This window comes from Caulobacter sp. 73W, assembly GCF_041021955.1.
Lineage (GTDB): Bacteria > Pseudomonadota > Alphaproteobacteria > Caulobacterales > Caulobacteraceae > Caulobacter.
Genome location: NZ_CP158375.1, coordinates 3,389,229 through 3,410,573, shown reverse-complemented (window position 1 = coordinate 3,410,573; position 21,345 = coordinate 3,389,229). Strand labels below are relative to the sequence as shown.

Here is a 21,345-nt window from a genome sequence, read left to right as displayed (position 1 = left end):
CTGACGATCGTGCGGTCAAGCTTGGAACGCTTCGCGGCGCCGGGCTTTTCTAGTCATGTCCCCGCGCGGAAATATCCAAAGGGGGAACAGACCGGTCGGTGAGCACCTTACGCCCCCCCGACGAGACGCTCCCGGCCGGTCACCTTCTTCTCCCCCTCCCCTTGAAACCTCCACCGTCGGCAGACGTTCGCTTGCCATCGACGGCGCGGCTTCGCGCGGCTGCAGGGGCTTCTTCATGCGTATCGCCATGCTCGCGCCGATCTCCTGGCGCACCCCGCCGCGCCAGTACGGCCCGTGGGAGCTGGCCACCAGCCTGCTGACCGAAGGACTGGTCGCGCGCGGCCTGGACGTCACGCTGTTCGCCACGGGCGACAGCCTGACCGCCGGCAAGCTGGAATGGGTCGTCCCCCGCCCCTATTCCGAAGCCCCCGTGGACGTGAAGGTGGCCGAGACCCTGCACGTCGCCAACGTCTTCGAACGGGCCGGCGAGTTCGACATCATCCATAACCAGGCCGACTTCGTGCCCCTGGCCTTCTCGCGCCTGGTGGACACGCCGATGGTCACCACCATCCACGGCTTCTCATCGGAGGCGATCGTCGAGGTCTATGGCCGCTACGACGACGCGGGGGCCTATGTGTCGATCAGCGACGCCAATCGCCACCCGGCGCTCAGCTACGCCGCCACCGTCCATCATGGCGTTCACCTGGACGACTTCCCCTTCGACGCGGAGGGAACCGACGATCTGCTGTTCTTCGGCCGCATCCACCCCGACAAGGGCGCGGCCGAGGCGGTCGAGCTGGCGCGCCGTACGGGCCGGTCCATGACCATGGCCGGCATCGTCCAGGACCAGGGCTATTTCGAACGCGACGTGGCTCCCGGGATCGATGGAGAGCGCATTCGCTTCATCGGCGCCGTGGGCGGGGCCGAGCGGGCCCGCACCCTGGGCCGGGCCCGCGCCCTGCTGCACCTGATCAACTTCGACGAACCGTTCGGCCTCAGCGTCATCGAGGCCATGGCCTGCGGCACGCCGGTCATCGCCATGAATCGCGGCTCCATGTCCGAGCTGATCGACCATGGGATCACCGGCTTCCTGGTCGAATCGCTGGACGAAGCGGCCGACGCCCTGGCCCGGATCGACACCATCGACCGCGCCGCCTGCCGCGCGGCGGTCGAGGCGCGCTTCACGGTCGACCGGATGGTGGACGGCTATCTGGACGTCTATCGCCGCCTGCTGAAACCCGGCGCGGCGGGCGTTAATCGGCGATTAACCGCGTCGGCTTGAGCTGGGGTCGTCTTCTTGAAGACACCCACCAATCTGAACTTTCCACAGCTCGGTTCGCGCCGAGCTGTTTTTCTTTCGAAGAAGTGTTGCGCCCCCCGCCCACGGAGGCTATAGCCCCCACCTCTTCTGAGACACCTGATCCGCGGTAGCTCAGTGGTAGAGCAGCCGGCTGTTAACCGGCTGGTCGTAGGTTCGAATCCTACCCGCGGAGCCAGGTTTCAGAACGCCGCCGATCGGCGCTGATCCCTGACAATTTGAGACGCACTTTCGCCCGCGACATCATCGTCGCGCGCATGACGTCTCCGCTGCTCATCATGGTTTGGATGAGCCATCCGACGACCGTAGCCGTCGGATGCCGGATCGCCAGCCTTACCAGACCCCGGTGTTCGGCATGGAGGCCCAGGGCTCGGCCGGAGCCAGGTTCTCGCCCTTCTGCAGCAGCTCGATGGAGATACCGTCGGGCGAGCGGACGAAGGCCATGTGGCCGTCGCGCGGCGGGCGGTTGATGGTCACGCCCTTGTCCATCAGGTGCTGGCACAGGGCGTAGATGTCGTCCACGCGATAGGCCAGGTGGCCGAAGTTGCGGCCGCCGCCATAATCCTCGGTGTCCCAGTTGTAGGTCAGCTCGACCAGGGGGGACTTGCCTTCCTTCACCTTGTCCATGTCGCCGGGGGCGGCCAGGAAGACCAGGGTGAAGCGGCCCTTCTCGTTCTCGGTGCGATAGGCTTCGACCAGCCCGAGGCCGTCGCAATAGAAGGCCAGCGCCGCGTCGATGTCCTTCACGCGGACCATGGTGTGCAGATATTCCATCGGGGCGCTCCCTTAAGCCTGAGACGCCTCTGATAGCGCGCCGTCGCGCGTCTGGCGACGCCACAGGGCCGCATACTCTCCGCCCGCCGCCAGCAGCGACGCGTGATCTCCGCGCTCGACGATCCTGCCCCGGCGCAGGACAAGGATCTGGTCGGCGTCGACGATGGTCGACAGGCGGTGGGCCACGACCAGGGTCGTACGGCCTCTACGGGCCTTCCTGAGGGTTTCCTGGATCGCCGCCTCGGTGCGGCTGTCCAGGGCGCTGGTCGCCTCGTCCAGGATCAGCACGCGGGGTTCTGCCAGCAGGGCGCGGGCGATGCCGACGCGCTGGCGCTCTCCGCCAGACAGCTTCAGCCCCCGCTCGCCCACCTTGGTCGCCATGCCCTCCGGCAGGGCCTCGATGAAGGCGCCCAGCTCCGCCGCCCGCGCGGCGGCCCAGACCTCGTCCTCGGAGGCGTCCGGCCGGGCGAAGCCGATATTGGCCGCAAGGGTGTCGTTGAACAGGGCCACGTCCTGCGGCACCAGCGACACCGCTCGCCGCAGGGCCGGCTGTTTCAGCCGGCGCAGGTCGGCGCCGTCCAGCAGCACCCGCCCCTTCTGTGGATCGATCAGGCGCAAGGCCAGCCGCACCAGGGTCGTCTTGCCGGCCCCGGACGGCCCCACCAGCGCCGTGGTCGTCCCAGGCTCGGCGGTGAAGCTGACATCGGTGATGCCCTCCGACCGCGCCCCGTGGCGGAAGGAGACATCCTCGAAAGTCACCGCCCCGCCCCGGCTGTCGCAGGGCGGCAGGTCGATGGCGTCGGCGGCCTCGGCCACCTCCGGCTTCTGCCGACGAAGGTCCATCATCGCTTCCATGTCGATGAAGGCCTGGCGGATCTCGCGATAGGCGAAGCCCAGGATGTTCAGCGGGTTGTACAGGTTGATCAGGATCAGGATCGAGGCGGTCACGTCGCCAGGACCGATCCGGCCGGCCGCAACCTCCGCCCCGGCCAGCACGGCCATGACGCCGAGGCCCAGGCTGAGGATCGCCGACTGCGCCACGTTCAGGAGGCTGAGCGAGGTGGCCGATTTCACCTGCGCCCGGCCATAGGCGCGCATGGCGCTTTCATAGCCCGCCGCCGCCCGCCCCTCGGCGCCGAAGGCCTTCACCGTCTCGTAGTTCAGCAGGGCGTCCACGGCCCGGCCGGCCGCCTCGCTGTCGGCCTCGTTCAGCTTCCGTCGGTGCTCGATCCGCCAATTGGAGATACTCAGGGTGATCCAGGCGTAGATCGCGACCGTCCCCACCGCCGTCATGGCGAAGCGCCAGTCGAAGGCCTTGGCCAGCACCACGGCGGCCATGATCAGCTCCAGCACCGTGGGGCCGATGTTGAACACCAGGAACCGGACCAGGAAGTCCATGGACCGCGCGCCTCGGTCGATGGTCCGCGACAGGGCGCCGGTACGCTTGGTCTGGTGGAAGTCGATGGACAGCGACAGGGCGTGGGCGAAGGTCTCGGTCGCCGCCCTGGCCTGGGCGGCCTGCGCCACGGGGGTGAAGATGGCGTCCCGCGCCTGGGGCGCCGCATAGGACAGGAAGCGGATCAGGGCCCAGCCTAGAGCCAGGCCGGCGAAGGCGAAGGTGACCGTCGCCACCGCCCCCTGCCCGGCCGTCAGTCGATTCACCGCCGCACCCAGCAGCAGCGGCCCCAAGACGCCCAGCGCCTTGCCGACGATGGTCAGGAACAGGGCGGAGGTCAGCCGCCACTTCAAGCCCGGCGTGTCCGAGGCCAGCAACAGCCGGGCCAGGTCCGCCAGGGCGGTCAGGGGCTTGGCCTTGATCTGCGGCTCAGGGCTCACGTAGCGCCGGCGAGACGCGGCGGCGGCGCGAAGGCTCAAGCCCCGTCCTCCATGACCACGGTGGTCTGCACGCCGCCTGCGGGGGTCATCCAGTCGATGCGCCAGCCGCGCGGCGCCCGTTCGCCCTGGAACGGGCCGGACTGCAGAGGGCCGACGGTGGCGATGGACAGGCGGGCGGCGTCCTCGCCGCCCTGCCCGGCCGCCACAATCTCATAGGCGCCGGGCTCCAGCGGGCGGCTCAGCGGCAGGCTGAAGCGGCCCTTGCCGTCCGCTTCGCCCTGGCCGCGCGTGACGCCGTCGACGCGCAGCTCCAGCGGCGTATCGGCCACGGCGAGGCCGGAGATCACCGCCCCGCCCTCCTGGTCATAGTCCACCGCCAGGATGCGCGGACGCGCGCCGGCCCCGGCGATGACGTCCGCCCCGGCGCCGGCGCGCAGGATAGCCGCCGATCCGGTCGGGGTGACCAGCACATAGCCCTCCGCCTGCACCGTGCGGTCGTTCTGGGTCATGGACAGGCCGAACAGGCGCGGCTGGTCGGCGCGGGGAGCGGTCAAGCTCCAGCGACCATCGGAACCGGCCGTGGCGAAAAGGGTCTCCCCCGTCGGCGCGCCCAGACGCACGCGGGCGCCTGCCGACGCCTTGCCCGAAAGCCGCAGGCCGCCGGCCGTCGATTCGGCCGCGGTCACGGTCGGCGGCGCCATGTAGGCGGCCTCGGCGGCATCTGGCGCGGGCGGCGGGGCCGGCGTGCTCCAGGCGGCCGTACGCTCGCGTCCGCAGGCGTTCAGGGCCAGCGCGCCCGCCACGATCGCCGACGTCCACAGCATCCTTCCGACCCGATTCACGCGCGCTCCTTGCAACCTTGCCGCCGACAGCCGATGTTCACCGTCACACGATCACAGCCAGATCGTGATCAAAAGACGCGCCTTCAAGCGCGCCAAACGTTCTTTCCTGGAGTGACCGACCATGTCGCACGAGTCCAGGCGTCTGGATTCGGTCTGCGTCTATTGCGGGTCCTCCGACGCCGTTGATCCCCAACTGTTGCAAGACGCCGCCGAAGTCGGCCGCGAATTCGCACGCGCCGGCCTTCGCCTTGTCTATGGCGGCGGCGGCGTGGGCCTGATGGGCGCCAGCGCCGGAGCCGCGCACGACGCCGGCGGCCGGGTCCTGGGCATCATCCCAAGCTTCCTGATCGGCAAGGAGCGTCCTCTCACCAAGGTCGAGACGCAGGTCGTCGAGACCATGGCTGAGCGCAAGAAGGGTCTGTTCGACAACTCGGACGCCTTCGTCGTGCTGCCCGGCGGGGTCGGCACCTTGGAGGAGATCGTCGAACTGCTGTCCTGGCGCCGCCTGAACCTGCACGACAAGCCGGTGGTGTTCTACAGCCCCGACGGCTTTTGGGACACGCTCTTCGCCTTGTTCGAGCACACCATCGCCACAGGCTTCACCCCGGCCTCGTTCCGCGAGGCCTACCGCGTGGTGGACAAGCCCCAGGACGTGGTCCCCGCTCTACGCGCGATGGTCGCGGCCGATCCCGTCGAGGATGTAAGCGACGCCATTCGCTTGACATAGTTGCTAATAAAAACGCACTATGCGCTGTCCGCCGGCTCTCCCTCCGGCGGGGGGATTTATAGGAGAGTCATCATGCGTATCGTGCTCGGCGTCGTCGCCGTGGCCGCCCTCATGGGCGCGACTTCGGTTCAAGCCGCTTCCGACGGCGCGACCGTCACCCTCAAGGCCGCCCCGGCCAAGACCCGCCTGATCCAGGACGGCGCCGCCTGGGTGTGCAAGGACACCCTCTGCGTCGCCGGCAACGTGAAGTCGCAGCCCCCGGTCCGCGCCTGCAAGCGCGTCGCTGGCGAGCTGGGCGAAGTCGCGGCCTTCACCTTCAAGGGCCAGGAGCTCTCGGCTGAAGCCCTGGCGGAATGCAACGCCTCCGCCAAGGCCGCCTAAGAGGACTAGGCGGTTTCGCCGGACAGCCGGCGGACCGCCTTCTCCCGCCCGATCAGGGCGAGAAGCGGACCCATTTCAGGTCCGTGATCCATACCGGTCAGCGCGCGACGCAGGGGCAGGAACAGGCCCTTGCCCTTGGCGCCGGTCTTTTCCTTCACCGCATTGACCCATTCGCCCCAGGTCTCCGGACCGACAGTCTCGGGCAGCAGGGCCTTGGCCGCGTCCAGGAACGCCTGGTCCTCGACCACCGGCGTCACTTCGCCCGCGATCACGTCAGCCAGGCTCTTCACGTCGGCGAACAGGTTCAGGTTGCCGCGCACCGCGTTCCAGAACGCCTCGCCCAGATCGGCCCCGAGGGCCTCCAGGCGCGGCTTGGCCGCATCGTACGGCATGACGTGCAGCAGCGCCGCGTTCAGACGGCCCAGGTCGGCCTCGTCATAGCGGGCGGCCGAACGGCCCATCTTCGAGAACTCGAAGCTCTCGCCCAGCGCCGCCAGAGACTCTCCGGCCTCCAGGTTATCCGAGGTGCCGATCTTCGCCAGGTGCGAGGTGATGGCCAGAGGCTCATAGCCCTGGTCGCGCATCTCGCCGATCGACAGCGAACCCAGACGCTTGGACAGCGCCCCGCCATCGGCCCCGACCAGCAGGGTCATGTGCGCGAAGGTCGGCGCGGTCGCGCCCAGTGCTTCGAAGATCTCGATCTGCGCGCCGGTGTTGGTGACGTGGTCTTCGCCGCGGATCACATGGGTGATGCCCATGTCGATGTCGTCCACCACCGACGGCAGGGTGTAGAGGAACGCGCCGTCCTCGCGGATCAGCACCGGGTCGGACATCGAGGCGGTGTCCACCTCGCACTCGCCACGGACCAGATCCATCCACTTCACGCGCTTGCCTTCCAGGCGGAAGCGCCAGTGCGGGCGGCGGCCCTCGGCCTCCAGGGCGACCTTCTCCTCGTCGGTCAGCTTCAGGGCCGAGCGGTCGTAGATCGGCGGCTGGCCGCGCGACAGCTGCACCTTGCGGCGGCGGTCGAGCTCTTCGCCCGTCTCATAGGCGGGATACAGGCGGCCCTGCGCCTTCAAGCGCTCGACGGCTTGTTGATAGACGGGGAAGCGGGCGGACTGGTTGTGACGTTCGTCCCAGACCAGTCCCAACCAGGTCAGGTCGGTTTCGATGCCCTGCTCGAATTCCTTGGTCGAACGCTCGAGGTCGGTGTCGTCGATGCGCAGCACGAACTGCCCGCCCTGACGCTTGGCGTACAGCCAGTTGATCAGCGCAGCGCGGATATTGCCGACATGCAGCCGCCCGGTGGGCGACGGCGCGAAACGGACCTTCACGGTCATGGAACCACAGCCTTCCTCATCGAAGGCCGGCTAGGTCGGCCCTCGACGACGGGAAGTCAAGCGGCCTGAACGGCTTAGTCGTCCCGGTGGACGCGTTCGCGGCGTTCGTGGCGCTCCTGCGCCTCGAGGCTGAGAGTCGCCACCGGCCGCGCTTCCAGACGGGCCAGACCGATCGGCTCCCCCGTCTCTTCGCAGTAGCCGTAGGACCCGTCCTCGATTCGGCGTATCGCCTCGTCGATCTTCGAGATCAATTTGCGCTGCCGATCCCGAGTACGCAGCTCAAGAGCCCGATCAGTCTCCGACGAGGCGCAGTCGGCCAAGTCAGGATGATTCTCGGTCTCCGTCTGGAGATGCGAGACCGTGTCGCGAGATTCGCGCAGGATCTCTTCTTTCCAGTCGAGCAACTTTTGCTTGAAATACTCGAGCTGGCGCTCGTTCATGAACTCTTCGTCCTCGGAAGGACGATAGGTATCTTTCGAAACCAGAACCGCGGCCGCTGTCATTAGCGCCTCACGCCCCATAAAAACCCACCCACAGCAGGCAGGCCGCTTATAGCAAAAGAAAATTCCGGTTCAACGTGCCATTGCATGACGATCATCAAGCCATGGCCTTCCGGGACATCTCGAACTTCGCCAGCTCAACCGCGGCACGGGTTTCGATCTGGTCGAGAAGCGCCTCAAGCTGCGGATCATCCGTGGAATCGCGCTGATCGCGCACCGCCCGAGCCAGTTTTTGAAGCTGCGAAGCGGACAGGCCGCCATCCAGCATCGCCATCTTCACTTCATCGAGAACATCGAGGATCCGCCCCGCCCGCTTCACGGCGCGGCGACGCCCCTCCAGGGGACCGCCCACCGCCTGCATGGCCAGCAAGGCGTCGACCGAGGCAACGCCGGTGACGCCTTGCGCACCTGCGGCCGCCCCGGCGGCGGTCGTTCCGCCGACGCTCGGCAGGGAGAAGCCGCCGCCGGACGACGCCCCCTTGGCGCGACCCACGCCGCCCACCGATCCAGCTCCGCTCGAACCACTTACCTTCATGGTAAATTCCACTCGCCCGTTAACCATATAACTCTCGGCCACGCGGGCTTGAGGTATGGTTAATGCCGGGCAGAAATTGCCCTCGGCGCCGGATACGCGACGCCCCGTCCGGAATCGCCTTGATTCCGTTGGGATTCTTTCTGGCCCGGTTCTGGCATGGCGTCTCCCGAATTCATCGGGATCCCCATGCGTCGTTCATTTTCGCCTCTGTTTGCCGCCGCCCTCGCCGTCGCCAGCCTCGCCTTCGCCGGCACGGCCTCGGCCGCCTCGCGGATCAAGGACATCGTCGAGTTCGAGGGCGTCCGCGAAAACGTCCTGATCGGCCAGGGCCTGGTCGTCGGCCTCAACGGCAGCGGCGACAACCTGCGCAACTCCCCGATGACCCGCCAGGCGCTGGAAGCCAGCTTCGAGCGGATGGGCATCAACATCCGCGACGCCAACCTGAACTCCAAGAACGCCGCCGCGGTGATCGTCACGGCCAAGCTGCCGCCGTTCGCCGCGCCGGGTTCGGCCGTGGACGTCACCGTCTCGGCCGTGGGCGACGCCAAGAGCCTGATGGGCGGCACCCTGCTGGTCACCTCCCTCGCCGGCGCCGACGGCAAGATCTACGCCGTGGCCCAGGGCACCGTGCAAACCGGTTCGGTCTCGGCCCAGGGCGCGTCGGGTTCGTCGGTGACCAAGGGCGTGCCGACCTCCGGCCGGATCGCCGGCGGGGCCATCGTCGAAGACGAGACCGGCTTCCAGCTGGCCAGCATGGGCCAAATGCGCCTGACTCTGCGCAATCCGGACTTCACCACATCGCGCCAGGTGGCCGACGCCATCAACGCCCGGTTCTTCGGCTCGGCCGTGTCCGAGAACCCGACCATCGTCACCGTCCGCCCGCCGGCCGGCCGCGACCTGATCAGCTTCGTCAGCATGATCGAGAGCCTGCCGGTCAAGACCGACGCCCCGGCCCGCGTGATCATCGACGAAGTGTCCGGCGTGATTGTGGTGGGCGAGAACGTCCGCGTCTCCACAGTCGCCATCGCCCAGGGCAACCTGACCATCAGCGTCCAGGAAACCCCCGGCGTCAGCCAACCCGCGCCCTTCAGCCAGGGCCAGACCGCCGTCGTGCCGCAGAGCAACGTCTCGTTCGACGAGGAAAAGGGCCGTCAGCTGATCACCCTGAACGAAGGCGCCTCGCTGGCCAGCCTGGTGAATGGCCTGAACGCCCTGGGCGTCACGCCCCGCGACATGATCTCGATCCTGCAGGCGATCAAGGCTGCGGGCGCCCTGCAAGCCGACATCCAGGTGATGTGATGAGCAGCATGAACCTTTCCGCCATCGACGCCGCCCTCGCGGGGGCCGCCCGCACCCCGGCCACCGCCGCCGAACTGGCCAAGCGCGGCCAGATCAAGGAAACGGCCCAGGCCTTCGAGGCCTCGTTCCTGACCCAGATGATGGCCCCGATGTTCGAGGGCCTGGGCGAAGGCGAGTTCAGCGGCGGCCACGGCGAGCAGATGTTCCGCGGCTTCTTGCTGGAGGCCATGGGCAAGCAGATGGCCCGCAGCGGCGGCGTGGGCCTGGCGGCCGATGTCGAGCGCGAGATGCTGAAGCTGCAAGGCCTGACCGACCAACCCGTCAAGGAGACCCCGGCCCAATGACCGCAAACCCTGACGTCGTCGTCCGCGCCGAAGCGCTGGTGAACCTGACCGAGCGCCTGACCGAGCTGCTGGCGCAGCAGGCCATGGCCTTCGAGACCCGCCGCCCGCACGACGCCGCCGACACGATCGAGGAGTTGGCCAAGCTGGCCAATATCTACCGGCACGAGTCCGCGCGGCTGAAGCGCGATCCCTCGGTCCTCAACGGCGCCCCGCCGCCCCTGCGCCAGCGCCTGCTGCGCGCCACCGAGGCGTTCGACTCCGTCCTCGCCCGCCACGGTCGCGCCCTGGAGGCCGCCAAGACCGTCACCGAGGGTCTGGTCCAGGCCATCGCCGCCGAAGTCGCGGCCCAGCGCGGCGCGGTCGGCGGCTACGGCTCCAGCGGCGAACGCAACGCCCCCGCCGACGCCGGCGTCGCCATCGCCCTGAACCGGCGGGCTTAGGCCCTCACAACTCCACCGTCCGCTCCACGCCCACGGCCTCGAGGAAATCGGGGTCGTGACTGACGATCAGCATGGCGCCGTCATAGGCGGACAGCGCCGTCTCGATGGCGGCGATGCTGGTGAGGTCCAGGTGGTTGGTCGGCTCGTCCAGGATCAGCAGTTGCGGCGGCTCAGGCTGCGCCAGGACGCAGGCCAGCCCCGCCCGCAGGCGCTCCCCGCCGCTCAGCCAGCCCGCGACCTGGTGCGCCGCGGTGTTGCGGAACAGGAAGCGCGCCAAGGCCGCGTGGGCGTCGTTCAGGCTGGCGCCGGGATTGAGCCGCTGGAAGTTCTGCAGGATCAACTCGTCGTCGGCCAACAGCGCCGTGCGCTGATCCAGCAAAGCCGCTGAGCCTCCCCGCGTCACGAGGCCGGCCGTCGGCTCGATCAGCCCCGCAGCCAGCTTCAACAGGGTCGTCTTGCCCCGGCCGTTCGGCCCGGTGATCGCCACCCGCTCCGGCCCGGTGATGCGCAGCGACACGCCGCCCAGGAGCGGCGCATCGTCATAGCCGAACGACACATCCTCCAGCGCCAGAACCGTCCGCCCGGGCGGCAGGCCGGTGGACGGCAGGGTGAAGCCAAGTTCGCGCGCCTGCTCCACACGCTCCCGCGCCGCGTCCAGCCGCTCGGCCGCCGCCTCGCGCTGGCGTTCGGCCAGGACCTCGCCGCGCGCGCCGCTGTTCTCGGCCCGCTCGGCCATCATGCCGAGGACGATCTTGGGCGTCCCGCCCTTGGCGGCGAAGCGCTTGCCGGCGCTGTCGCGGCGGGCCTGCCTTTCCCGCGCCGCCTGCGCCTCGCGCGCCACGCGGTCGCTGTCCCGTTCGGCGGCGGCCAAGTCGCGCTCGGCGGCGGCCTGTTCCTCGGCCTTGCGCTCGGCATAGAGGTCGTAGTTCCCGCCATAGACCCGCGCGCCCAGGCTCGACAGCTCGACGATGCGGTCCATCTCGCGCAGCAGGCCGCGATCATGACTGACCACCAGGGCACCGCCGCGCCAGCCGCGCAGGACCTGGACCACAAGTTCGCGCCCCTCCGCGTCCAGGTTGTTGGTGGGCTCGTCCAGCAGGATCAGGTCCGGCGCCTCGACCAGCAGCCTGGCCAGGGCGGCGCGGGTCGCCTGCCCGCCGCTGAGCGAGGCCGCCGGCCGCGCCGGGTCGATCCCCGCCAGCCCGACCTCCGCCAACGCCTGGTCCAGCCGCGCCGGAAGCGTCCAGTCGGCATCGGAGAAGTCGGCCTCGTCGCCCGCTCCCACCTCGATACGGGCCAGACGCGCCAGATCGTCGGCCACGCCCAGCAGGTCGGCGACCGTGACGTCAGGCGCCGGGGCCAGGGCCTGGCGCAGCACGCCGATGCGTCCATTGACGCCGACCGAACCGGCGGCGGCGGTCGCCTCCCCCGCGATCAGGCGCAGCAGGGTCGTCTTGCCGACGCCGTTGCGGCCGACAAGTCCGGTGCGTCCCGGCCCGAAGGCCAGGGTCAGGTTCTCGAAAAGCGGCCGGCCGTCAGGCGTGCGGGCGGCGACGGAGTCCAGAGTAAGAAAGGCGGGCATGGCGACCTTGAGACAGCATGAGGGAAAGGACGGTGCGGTCGTTTCCGGTGCTGATCATGGCCGAGGCCCCCTTGCTGGACAGGCGCTCAATATAGGCGCGACCCGGGCGGCAGGCAAATCGCAAGGATCGGGTCGCCCCGTCGCGCGGCATGGACGACACAGGCTTCAATCAACGGAGCCTCCATGTCCTACGTCGTCACCGGCCTGTCGCCAGATCCCTTCCGCGCCCTGTTCGGCCGGTCCGACGCCGCTCTCGCCAAGGCGGGCGTCATCCGCATGACGGCGGACAAGAAGCCCGGCTTTCCCTGCCGCGTCAGCCTGGAAGACGCCGAGCCGGGCGAGACGCTCCTGCTGCTGAACCACGAGTATCTCGACGCCGACACGCCCTATCGCGGCCGCCACGCCATCTTCGTGCGGGAGGCCGACCGCCCCGCCGCCCGGTTCGAGAACGAAATCCCCGAGCAACTGCGTGTCCGCCTGCTGTCGGTCCGCGCCTTCGACGCCGCCGGCATGATGCGCGACGCCGAGGTGGCGGAGGGCACGGAGCTGGAATCGCTCGTCGCCCGCTTCTTCGCCGATCCCCAGGTGGCGTTCCTGCAGGTCCACAACGCCCGCCGGGGCTGCTACGCGGCGCGGATCGAGCGGGGGTGAGCCCTGCCTGGGCCGCTCCAGCCACTCTGCTGACACCACTGCTGACACTCCCTGTCAGCAGTGCGGCATTTGTTCTCACCTTGTTCTTGTATTAATCAGCCGCCTGAGCACTACATATCGCTGTCGCGCCGCAGCCTCCCCTGCGGCCATTGCGTTCCGGGACCCATGGCTGAGCAACTGAACTTCATCCGCGTGCGCGGCGCGCGTGAGCACAACCTGAAAGACGTCAGCGTCGACATCCCCCGTGGGGAGCTGGTCGTGCTCACCGGCCTGTCCGGCTCGGGCAAGAGCTCGCTGGCCTTCGACACCATCTACGCCGAGGGTCAGCGCCGCTATGTCGAAAGCCTGTCGGCCTACGCTCGCCAATTCCTTGAGCTGATGAGCAAGCCGGACGTGGACCTGATCGAGGGGCTGTCCCCGGCCATCTCCATCGAGCAGAAGACCACCTCCAAGAATCCCCGCTCCACCGTCGGCACGGTGACAGAGATCCACGACTACATGCGCCTGCTGTGGGCGCGGGTGGGCGTGCCCTATTCGCCGGCCACCGGCCTGCCGATCGAGAGCCAGACCGTGAGCCAGATGGTCGATCGCCTGACCGCCCTGCCCGACGGCGAGCGCCTGTATCTGCTGGCCCCCGTGGTCCGCGACCGCAAGGGCGAATACCGCAAGGAAATCGCCGAGTGGCAGAAGGCCGGCTTCCAGCGCCTGAAGATCGACGGCCAGTTCTATCCGATCGAGGACGCCCCGGCCCTCGACAAGAAGTTCAAGCACGACATCGACATCGTCGTGGACCGCCTTGTCACCAAGCCGGGACTGGAAAGCCGCTACGCCGACTCCATCGAGACCGCCCTGCGCCTGGCCGACGGCATCGCCGTGGCCGAGTGGGCCGAGGCCAAGGAAGGCGAGAGCGAGCCGCAGCGCCTGCTGTTCTCCGAACGCTTCGCCTGTCCCGTCAGCGGCTTCACCATCGCCGAGATCGAGCCGCGCCTGTTCTCGTTCAACAATCCGGCGGGGGCCTGCCCGGTCTGCGACGGCCTGGGCGCCAAGCTGGCCTTCGACGCCGACCTCGTCGTGCCTGATAAGGACAAGTCCCTGCACAAGGGCGCAGTCGCCCCGTGGTCGCGCGGTCCCTCTCCGCTTTACACCCAGACGCTGCAGGCCCTATCCAAACACTACAAGTTCTCGATGGACGACCCGTGGCACAAGCTGCCGGCCAAGGCCAAGGACGTGGTCCTGCAAGGCTCGGGTGGGGACAAGATCAAGTTCGTCTATGACGACAACGCCCGCAAATACGAGGTGGTCAAACCCTTCGAAGGCGTGCTGCCGAACCTGGAGCGCCGCTGGCGCGAGACCGACAGCTCCTGGGTGCGCGAGGAGCTGGGCCGCTATCAATCCGACACCCCGTGCGAGGCTTGCGGCGGGGCCCGCCTGAAACCCGAGGCCCTGGCGGTGAAGATCGTCGGCAAGAACATCTCGGAAGTCTCCGGCCTCGCCATCCGCCCGGCGCGCGACTGGTTCGCCAGCCTGGAAGGCCAGCTCTCCGACAAGAACATGGAGATCGCCCGGCGGATCCTGAAGGAGATCAACGACCGCCTGCGCTTCCTGGTGGACGTCGGCTTGGACTACCTCAACCTGTCGCGCGGCTCGGGCACCCTGTCCGGCGGCGAGAGCCAGCGCATCCGCCTGGCTAGCCAGATCGGCTCGGGCCTGACCGGCGTGCTCTACGTGCTGGACGAGCCGTCCATCGGCCTGCACCAGCGCGACAACACCCGCCTGCTGACCAGTCTCCAGGGACTGCGTGACCTGGGCAATTCGGTGCTGGTGGTCGAGCACGACGAGGAAGCCATCCTCACCGCCGACTATGTTATCGACATGGGCCCGGCCGCCGGTGTCCACGGCGGCGAGATCGTCGCCCAAGGCAAGCCGGCCGACATCATGGCCAACCCCAAAAGCGTCACCGGCCAGTACCTGACGGGCGAACGCGAGATCGAGGTGCCACAGGACCGCCGCCCTATCGGCAAGAAGCGGCTGAAAGTCATCGGCGCCACCGGCAACAACCTCAAGAGCGTCACCGCCGAGATCCCGGTGGGCACCTTCACCTGCATCACCGGCGTGTCCGGCGGCGGCAAGTCCACCTTCACCATCGAGACCCTGTACAAGGCCGCCGCGCGCCGCCTGAACAACGCCAGCGACGCCCCCGCCCCGCACGAGCGGATCGAAGGCCTGGAGAACTTCGACAAGGTCATCGACATCGACCAGAGCCCGATCGGCCGCACCCCGCGCTCGAACCCGGCCACCTATACCGGCGCCTTCGGCCCGATCCGCGACTGGTTCGCCCAGTTGCCGGAATCCAAGGCCCGCGGCTACGGTCCAGGCCGCTTCAGCTTCAACGTCAAGGGCGGCCGCTGCGAGGCCTGCCAGGGCGACGGCGTCATCAAGATCGAGATGCACTTCCTGCCTGACGTCTATGTCACCTGCGACGTCTGCAAGGGCCAGCGCTACAACCGCGAGACGCTCGAGGTCCTGTTCAAGGGCAAGACCATCGCCGACATCCTCGACATGACCGTCGAGGAGGCCGCCGACTTCTTCAAGGCCGTGCCGCCGATCCGCGACAAGATGGAGACGCTGAAGCGCGTCGGCCTCAGCTACATCAAGGTCGGACAGCAGGCGACGACCCTGTCCGGGGGCGAGGCCCAGCGCGTGAAGCTGTCCAAGGAGCTGTCGCGCCGCGCCACCGGCCGCACCCTTTACATCCTCGACGAACCCACCACCGGCCTGCACTTCGAGGACACAAAGAAGCTGCTCGAAGTGCTCCACGAACTGGCCGACCAGGGCAACACCGTCGTGGTGATCGAGCACAACCTCGACGTCATCAAGACCGCCGACTGGCTGCTGGACTTCGGTCCCGAAGGCGGCGACGGCGGCGGCGAGGTCGTGGCCGTCGGCTCCCCTGAAAAGGTCGCCTCGGTCGAGGCCAGCTGGACCGGCCGCTACCTCAAGGACGTCCTGGCCAAGCACGAGGAACGCCGCCTCGCCCGCGTGAAGGCCCTGAAGTCCAAACGGGCCTAGGGCTTCGGCTCATATGGTCTGTTCCTGCGCCAATCGCCGATACATTTGGGCGGCTGGCGTAGCCGGCTCTCAACCTCGGCCACTTAGTCCGTGACCGGCCTTTCCGCCGCCACCTCCGTCAGCTGCCGATAGATGTCCGCCGCCGGAGCGACGGTGATGAAGCTGGTCACCGTGGTCGTCAGCGCAGTGACGATCTCCAGGGTCAGGGGCAATGGCCGGAGGACCTCCGCCGCGCCGACCGGCATCGTGCTGAACATGGCTACGAGACCACCGAACCCGCCGCCGGCGAAGAAGGCGATCAGCACCGTCAGCACCATGACGACGATGTAGATCAAGGTCGCCGCGACCGCGGCCAGCAGATATGCCCCAAGCATCGGCCAGAACCGGTCCTTGCTCATGCTCCAGGAGTCGAACAGCTCCACCTTACCGCGGGCGAAGGTGATCGGCATGGCGAGCGACAACCGAACGCCGACGAAAACCATGGCGCTCACGGTCGCCAGGACCAGCACGACGATGACGGCGAGGCTCCAGGCGGACGGACGCCCGCCCACGGTGCCGCCGAAGCCCACGGCCAGCAGGGCCATGAACAACAGCAAATAGACGCCAAGCAGCATCAGAGTGAAGGCCAGCAGCACACCCGCCTGTCTCAACTCCTGGCCACCAAGGCGCAGATAGAAGGCCCGGTCGTCCTCCGGCGTCAGCACGGCCCGGATCATGGCGGTGTAGCCGATGGTCCAGACGGCGAAAAACAGCACCGCGCAAACCGCGAACCAGGGAAACAGCCTGAAGATTTCCATAGGCGCGGCCTGCTTAGTCTCCATCGCCAGCATGACGGGCCCGGCGATTTGGGCGTTGAGCGCCGCGATGAGGATGCTGAACGCGGCGTAGAACACGGCCCAGGCGATAATCGGCTTTGGCCGCCGACCCATCACTTCGAAAGCCTTCACAGCCGCGTCCGAAGTCGAGAACCGCGCCACCTGCATGCTCCTTGTCAGCCTGACGGGACAGTCACAAGGCAGGCGCGGGCGGTCAAGGCGAAGCCTTGCGGTCCACGGCCTCGCGCCTCTAACATCCGTTTGAACCGCCGTCAGAGCGGTCGTGCGGGAGGCCTGTCCGATGAAGTTTTATGGTGAGAACAACCCCGCCCCGAACCCGCGCCGGGTCCGCATGTTCGCGGCGGAGAAGGGCGTCGACCTGCCCCAGATCCGGGTCGACATGCGCAAGGGCGAGCACAAGTCGCCCGAGCACAGGGCGCGTAACAGCCTGGGCCAGTTGCCCACGCTGGAACTGGACGACGGGACCATGCTGTCCGAAAGCGTCTCCATCTGCCGCTATCTGGAAAGCCTGCACCCGGAGCCGCCTCTGTTCGGCCGCACCGCGCTGGAGCAGGCGCAGATCGACATGTGGATCCGCCGGGTGGAGTTCCAGCTGCTGATCCCCACCGGCATGTTCTGGCGCCACGCCCATCCGTTCACGGCGCATCTTCTGGAGCAGAACACCACCTTCGGCGAGTCCAACCGGCCGCTGGTGGAGCGGGCGCTGAGGTGGCTGGACCGCGAGCTGGACGGCAAGGCCTGGATCGCGGGCGAGGCCTATTCCATGGCCGACATCGTCGCCCTGACCACGGTGGACTTCGCAGCCTTCATCGGACTGGAGCCGCCGGAGGGGCTGACCAACCTGGCCGCGTGGCGGGCGCGGGCCTCGGCCCGGCCCAGCGCGGCGGCCTAGGCTTCGGCCTTCGCCGCCTCGCGCTCGGCGGTCACCGCCGAGATCACCCGATAGGCATGGGCGGCGGGGCCATAGAGCAGCGCGTTCTGCAGCGCCCCGATCGAGGCGCTCAGCAGAAGATAGGTCAGGGTCAGCGGGTTCAGGTAGCTGGCCAGGGTCGGCGTGTCGGCGTTGAAGCTTTGCAGCATCTCACGCAGGTTGCCGCCCGCGACGATGGCCGCCACCGCCATGGACACAATGAAGATCGTCAGGATCACCACCGCCGTCAGGGCGAAGGTCAGCACGTTCATTCCCAGCAGCGGCCAGAACCAGCCCTTGGAAAGCCGCCAGCTGTCCCGGAAGCTCAGCTTCCCCTTGTCGAAGGTCATGGGCAGCACGAAGGTCAGGCGGACCCAACAGACCAGGAACACGGTCACCACCGCCGCGCCTACAAGCACATAGATCAGCGTCTGCGGCGCGCCGATCAGGGCGCCGATCACCGCCAGCAGCCCCGCGGCGAGGCTGACGACGAAGGTCAGGGCGACATACAGCACGCCGTACACCACCACCGCGCAGGCCGTGCGCAACTCCTCGCGCCCGACACGCAGATAGCCCCAGCGATCTTCATGGAAGTCATCGCTTCGCAGGACCGCGCGATAGACGCCATTGAGATAGATCGAGATGACCGCAAGCCCAAGCAGCAGACTGATCAGGGCGTCCCGCACGAGCTCCAGCGTCAGGGTCGCATTGGCCGGATCGACGTCGCCGCCGGCCCGCGCCAGCGAGCCGCTGAACAGCAGCGCCGTCAGCAGGCCCACCGCGATGGTCGTCAGGAACGACGCCCCCGCCCAGATCAGCACCGCGCGCGGATGATGCCGCGCCAGGCGGAAGCCTTCGAAAGCCGCGTCGGAGGACGAGAACTTCGACATCAGGCGGCGGCTCCGGGGTTAGGCGCCAGGCGGCGGTAGATGAACGATACGAGGCCCACCGTGATCGGCAGATAGAAGACCACCGCCACCGCGCTGCCGGCGGCGTTGAGCCAGATACGGCTGGACGCTGGATCCGGACGCCCTTCGGCGATCAGGGCGGCGACCACCGTGACCAGCAGCACAGGCGCGCTGATCACCATATAGGCGACGAAGATGCGCAAGGCGTTGCCCTTGGTCAGGTCCCAGGTGCTGATCAGGCGCACCTTGCCCTCCGCCGCCGTGGCCGGCAGGGCCAGGCTGAGGCGGATGGTCATCCATACGAACAGGAACGCGGCGATGATCAGCACCATGGTCATAGCGAAGCTGCCGCCGGGGCCCATGGCCTGCACTATGGATTCCGGCGAGCCGAAATCAGCCTTGCCGCCACGCGAGGCGAAACCGACGATGATCGCCGCCAGCAGGATGACGCCTACCGCCACGACGATGGCGAAGAGGATGGCCATGAGGATCAGGGTCACGGCGAGGCGCCCCTCCATCGGTCCCCATTGCAGGCCGGCCAGCGGCGCGGCCTTGGGCGCCGGCGGCATACCCAGCCGATCGGCGAAGGCCACGCGGAACAGCGCGCCCTGCGCCATCAGGGTGGCGACCACATAGATCCCATAGGCCGCGCCCATGAGCAGCGGCGTCGTGGTCACCGAATAGACAATGAGCGCCAGGGCGGCCAGGCCGAGCGCGCCGGCCGCGTTACGCCAGGAGCGGCTCCAGAAACGGACCGCCTCACCGACGGCTTCACCAATGTTCAGGCGCACGGGCGCCATGGGCAGATCCTTCTATAGCCAAGCCTTGGCCAGTCCTCCTGCCTTAGCGTGTCGCCCTGCCGATAGCGAGGGTGCTTTCGTCGCGGCTCCCTTGGGCTTAAAGAGCGCGCCATGACCTCCAAGCCCATCCATGTCGTCGGCGGCGGCCTCGCCGGCTCCGAAGCCGCCTGGCAGATCGCCCAGGCCGGCGTTCCTGTCGTCCTCCACGAGATGCGTGGGGCCCTGCGCTCAAGCAGCGAAGCGGCGCCGGAAAAGATTACCACGGATGCTCACCAGACCGACGGCCTCGCCGAGCTGGTGTGCTCCAACTCGTTCCGTTCGGACGACTGGGAATTCAACGCCGTCGGCCTGCTGCACGCCGAGATGCGTCGCTGCGATTCGATCATCATGGGCTGCGGCGACGCCCACCAGGTGCCGGCCGGCGGCGCCCTGGCCGTGGACCGCGACGGCTTCTCCGATGCGGTGACCAAGCGCCTGACCGACCATCCCCTGGTCACCGTCGTGCGCGAGGAGATCGCCGGCCTGCCGCCGGCCGAGTGGGAGAACGTGGTGGTCGCCACCGGCCCCCTCACCTCCCCCGCCCTGGCCCAGGCGATCCTCGACGCCACCGGCGAGGGCCAGCTGTCCTTCTTCGACGCCATCGCGCCGATCGTGCATCTGGAAAGCGTCGACATGTCCAAGGCGTGGCGTCAGTCGCGCTACGACAAGGAAGGCCCCGGCGGCGACGCGGCCGCCTACATCAACTGCCCCATGGACAAGGACCAGTACGAGGCGTTCATCGACGCCCTGCTGAACGGCCCCAAAGCCGAGTTCAAGGACTGGGAGAACGTCCCCTATTTCGACGGCTGCCTGCCCATCGAGGTGATGGCCGAGCGCGGCCGCGAGACCCTGCGCCACGGCCCCATGAAGCCGGTCGGCCTGACCAACGCCCACAACCCGACGGTCAAGGCCTACGCCATCGTCCAGCTGCGCCAGGACAACGCCCTGGGCACCCTGTGGAACATGGTCGGCTTCCAGACCAAGCTGAAGCACGGCGTCCAGGCCGACGTCTTCCGCATGATCCCGGGCCTGGAGAACGCCCAGTTCGCCCGTCTCGGCGGCCTGCACCGCAACACCTTCATCAACAGCCCGCGCCTGCTGGACGACCAGCTGCGCCTTAAGGCCCAGCCGCACCTGCGCTTCGCCGGCCAGGTCACCGGGGTCGAGGGCTACGTGGAAAGCGCCGCCGTCGGCCTGCTGGCCGGCCGCTTCGCCGCCGCCCAGGCGCTGGGCAAGCCCCTGTCCGCCCCGCCGCCGACCACCGCGCTGGGCGCCCTGATCGCCCACATCACCGGCGGGCATCTGGAGGGCGGCTCGGGCTCCTTCCAGCCGATGAACATCAACTACGGCCTGCTGCCTCCGATGGAGGCGCCCAAGGTCGATGGCGACGGCAAGAAGGTCCCGGTCAAGGAACGCGGCCGCGCCAAAAAGCGCCTGATGAGCATCCGGGCTCTGCAGGACCTGGACGCCTGGCTGGCTTAGGTGCGTGCTTCGAGAGCGGGCAGTTCCTCACACCCGCCCGGTCATCACCGCGAGGGTCACGCGAGCCCGCTTCTCGAAGTCCGTCGGCGTGCGGCCCTTGGCGTAGGGCAGCGCCAGGACGGCGTAGGCGGCGGCGGGGAACGCGCCGACCGGCAGGTTCTTCAACTGACGGCGGGCGTCGGTCAGGGCGGCCTTGGCTTCCGTCACGGCGTCGGACTCGGGCCACAATCGCCCCAGCCGATGCAGCCCCGAGATCCCGAACGCCCGCGCCGCGCCCTTGACGGCATGGGGGTCGGCGTCCGGGTCCAGGCGGATGGCCGCCAGCATCATCACCGCCCCCGCTGTGGCGTCGATATAGGCCAGGCCCTGGTCGCGGTTCTCCGGCGGCGGGTCGAGGTCGGCCAGACGGGCCTGCGCCATGTCCACCAGCGGGCCATAGGGGATGCGGGCCTTGGCGACAGCCTCGACCACCGGATGGCGGCGGGGGGTCTTGCCGGCCAGCAGCTCTTCCATCGCCTCGCGCCACCAAGTCAGGCGGATCTCGCCCATCAGGGCGTCGCGCACGCCGCCCGCCACCCGGGCCAGTTCATAGTTGTAGGCGTAGAGCGCGATCACCGCCGCCCGCGCCGTCTCGTCGGCGATGAACCGGGTCGACAGCCAGCGGTCCGGGTCCACGCGGCGGATGGTGGCGTCGAGGTCGTCGAGAGGCGGCGTCTGGTCGGTCATCGCTCA

At 68.3% G+C, this 21,345-nt stretch carries 21 protein-coding genes and 1 tRNA gene; 11 read left to right on the top strand and 11 right to left on the bottom strand.

Translation table 11 applies throughout. From position 1 onward, the window contains the following. Positions 1 to 235 precede the first annotated feature (235 nt). Entirely contained in the window at positions 236 to 1,282 is a 1,047-nt protein-coding gene (locus ABOZ73_RS16250; protein ID WP_369059163.1) for a glycosyltransferase family 4 protein, read from the top strand. A gap of 139 nt (positions 1,283 to 1,421) precedes the next feature. Next, positions 1,422 to 1,496, top strand: a tRNA-Asn gene (locus tag ABOZ73_RS16245). Between the two features lie 155 nt (positions 1,497 to 1,651). Here ABOZ73_RS16245 and ABOZ73_RS16240 read toward each other — a convergent pair. From ABOZ73_RS16240 to ABOZ73_RS16230, 3 genes are read right to left on the bottom strand one after another with little or no spacing between them, the layout of a single operon-like run. Beyond that, positions 1,652 to 2,092, bottom strand: a complete 441-nt coding sequence (locus ABOZ73_RS16240) for a VOC family protein (RefSeq protein ID WP_369059162.1) — start codon at positions 2,090 to 2,092, stop codon at positions 1,652 to 1,654. 12 nt (positions 2,093 to 2,104) lie between these two features. After that, complete coding sequence (locus tag ABOZ73_RS16235) at positions 2,105 to 3,928, bottom strand: ABC transporter ATP-binding protein/permease (protein WP_369062563.1); 1,824 nt, start codon at positions 3,926 to 3,928, stop codon at positions 2,105 to 2,107. Positions 3,929 to 3,963: 35 nt separating this feature from the next. Beyond that, on the bottom strand, positions 3,964 to 4,770 hold the full coding sequence (locus tag ABOZ73_RS16230) for a hypothetical protein (protein ID WP_369059161.1): 807 nt from the start codon (positions 4,768 to 4,770) through the stop codon (positions 3,964 to 3,966). A gap of 121 nt (positions 4,771 to 4,891) precedes the next feature. On the opposite strand from ABOZ73_RS16230, the gene ABOZ73_RS16225 reads away from it, so the two are divergent. Both ABOZ73_RS16225 and ABOZ73_RS16220 read left to right on the top strand, forming a co-directional pair. Further along, a complete protein-coding gene (locus ABOZ73_RS16225; protein WP_369059160.1) occupies positions 4,892 to 5,497 on the top strand; it encodes a TIGR00730 family Rossman fold protein in 606 nt (201 codons plus the stop codon). 72 nt (positions 5,498 to 5,569) lie between these two features. Next, complete coding sequence (locus ABOZ73_RS16220) at positions 5,570 to 5,878, top strand: hypothetical protein (protein ID WP_369059159.1); 309 nt, start codon at positions 5,570 to 5,572, stop codon at positions 5,876 to 5,878. Positions 5,879 to 5,883: 5 nt separating this feature from the next. Here the strand turns inward: ABOZ73_RS16220 and gltX are convergent, their stop codons facing one another. The 3 genes from gltX to ABOZ73_RS16205 all read right to left on the bottom strand — a co-directional run bounded on the left by gltX (position 5,884) and on the right by ABOZ73_RS16205 (position 8,295). Beyond that, positions 5,884 to 7,218, bottom strand: a complete 1,335-nt coding sequence (gltX, locus tag ABOZ73_RS16215; RefSeq protein ID WP_369059158.1) for a glutamate--tRNA ligase — start codon at positions 7,216 to 7,218, stop codon at positions 5,884 to 5,886. A 74-nt stretch (positions 7,219 to 7,292) separates the two neighbouring features. After that, a complete protein-coding gene (gene dksA, locus ABOZ73_RS16210) occupies positions 7,293 to 7,721 on the bottom strand; it encodes an RNA polymerase-binding protein DksA (RefSeq protein ID WP_369059157.1) in 429 nt (142 codons plus the stop codon). Positions 7,722 to 7,815: 94 nt separating this feature from the next. Further along, positions 7,816 to 8,295 (bottom strand): flagellar assembly protein FliX, encoded by a 480-nt coding sequence (locus tag ABOZ73_RS16205; RefSeq protein ID WP_369059156.1) that lies wholly within the window; start codon positions 8,293 to 8,295, stop codon positions 7,816 to 7,818. Positions 8,296 to 8,439: 144 nt separating this feature from the next. Between ABOZ73_RS16205 and ABOZ73_RS16200 the strand changes: the two genes are divergently transcribed. Genes ABOZ73_RS16200 through ABOZ73_RS16190 form a run of 3 tightly spaced genes read left to right on the top strand, consistent with a single transcriptional unit; the run spans position 8,440 to position 10,336 of the window. After that, the gene (locus ABOZ73_RS16200; RefSeq protein WP_369059155.1) at positions 8,440 to 9,552 is read left to right on the top strand and encodes a flagellar basal body P-ring protein FlgI; all 1,113 of its coding nucleotides are present in this window, start codon (positions 8,440 to 8,442) and stop codon (positions 9,550 to 9,552) included. An 8-nt stretch (positions 9,553 to 9,560) separates the two neighbouring features. Then, positions 9,561 to 9,896 (top strand): rod-binding protein, encoded by a 336-nt coding sequence (locus ABOZ73_RS16195; protein WP_369059154.1) that lies wholly within the window; start codon positions 9,561 to 9,563, stop codon positions 9,894 to 9,896. Further along, the gene (locus ABOZ73_RS16190) at positions 9,893 to 10,336 is read left to right on the top strand and encodes a flagellar basal body protein (RefSeq protein WP_369059153.1); all 444 of its coding nucleotides are present in this window, start codon (positions 9,893 to 9,895) and stop codon (positions 10,334 to 10,336) included. The genes ABOZ73_RS16195 and ABOZ73_RS16190 overlap by 4 nt, the downstream gene beginning before the upstream one ends. A 4-nt stretch (positions 10,337 to 10,340) precedes the next feature. On the opposite strand, the gene ABOZ73_RS16185 is transcribed toward ABOZ73_RS16190, so the two are convergent. Beyond that, a complete protein-coding gene (locus ABOZ73_RS16185; protein ID WP_369059152.1) occupies positions 10,341 to 11,918 on the bottom strand; it encodes an ABC-F family ATP-binding cassette domain-containing protein in 1,578 nt (525 codons plus the stop codon). A 183-nt stretch (positions 11,919 to 12,101) separates the two neighbouring features. Between ABOZ73_RS16185 and ABOZ73_RS16180 the strand changes: the two genes are divergently transcribed. Beyond that, positions 12,102 to 12,569: a DUF1203 domain-containing protein gene (locus ABOZ73_RS16180; RefSeq protein ID WP_369059151.1), complete on the top strand. Its 468-nt coding sequence runs from the start codon at positions 12,102 to 12,104 to the stop codon at positions 12,567 to 12,569. Between the two features lie 165 nt (positions 12,570 to 12,734). Continuing rightward, positions 12,735 to 15,638 carry an excinuclease ABC subunit UvrA gene (gene uvrA / locus ABOZ73_RS16175; protein ID WP_369059150.1) on the top strand — a complete coding sequence of 968 codons (2,904 nt, stop codon included), beginning with the start codon at positions 12,735 to 12,737 and terminating at the stop codon, positions 15,636 to 15,638. A gap of 83 nt (positions 15,639 to 15,721) precedes the next feature. Here the strand turns inward: uvrA and ABOZ73_RS16170 are convergent, their stop codons facing one another. Next, positions 15,722 to 16,615 carry a hypothetical protein gene (locus tag ABOZ73_RS16170; protein WP_369059149.1) on the bottom strand — a complete coding sequence of 298 codons (894 nt, stop codon included), beginning with the start codon at positions 16,613 to 16,615 and terminating at the stop codon, positions 15,722 to 15,724. Positions 16,616 to 16,754: 139 nt separating this feature from the next. Between ABOZ73_RS16170 and ABOZ73_RS16165 the strand changes: the two genes are divergently transcribed. After that, on the top strand, positions 16,755 to 17,366 hold the full coding sequence (locus ABOZ73_RS16165) for a glutathione S-transferase family protein (RefSeq protein ID WP_369059148.1): 612 nt from the start codon (positions 16,755 to 16,757) through the stop codon (positions 17,364 to 17,366). Here ABOZ73_RS16165 and ABOZ73_RS16160 read toward each other — a convergent pair. Continuing rightward, entirely contained in the window at positions 17,363 to 18,274 is a 912-nt protein-coding gene (locus tag ABOZ73_RS16160; protein ID WP_369059147.1) for a hypothetical protein, read from the bottom strand. The two genes, ABOZ73_RS16165 and ABOZ73_RS16160, sit on opposite strands and share 4 nt — an antisense overlap. Beyond that, positions 18,274 to 19,092: a hypothetical protein gene (locus tag ABOZ73_RS16155; protein ID WP_369059146.1), complete on the bottom strand. Its 819-nt coding sequence runs from the start codon at positions 19,090 to 19,092 to the stop codon at positions 18,274 to 18,276. Before ABOZ73_RS16155 ends, ABOZ73_RS16160 begins: the two co-directional genes overlap by 1 nt. A gap of 111 nt (positions 19,093 to 19,203) precedes the next feature. Between ABOZ73_RS16155 and trmFO the strand changes: the two genes are divergently transcribed. Continuing rightward, positions 19,204 to 20,613 carry a methylenetetrahydrofolate--tRNA-(uracil(54)-C(5))-methyltransferase (FADH(2)-oxidizing) TrmFO gene (gene trmFO, locus ABOZ73_RS16150; RefSeq protein WP_369059145.1) on the top strand — a complete coding sequence of 470 codons (1,410 nt, stop codon included), beginning with the start codon at positions 19,204 to 19,206 and terminating at the stop codon, positions 20,611 to 20,613. Between the two features lie 27 nt (positions 20,614 to 20,640). Here trmFO and ABOZ73_RS16145 read toward each other — a convergent pair whose 3' ends face one another. Next, on the bottom strand, positions 20,641 to 21,339 hold the full coding sequence (locus tag ABOZ73_RS16145) for a squalene/phytoene synthase family protein (RefSeq protein ID WP_369059144.1): 699 nt from the start codon (positions 21,337 to 21,339) through the stop codon (positions 20,641 to 20,643). Between the last annotated feature and the right edge of the window lie 6 nt (positions 21,340 to 21,345).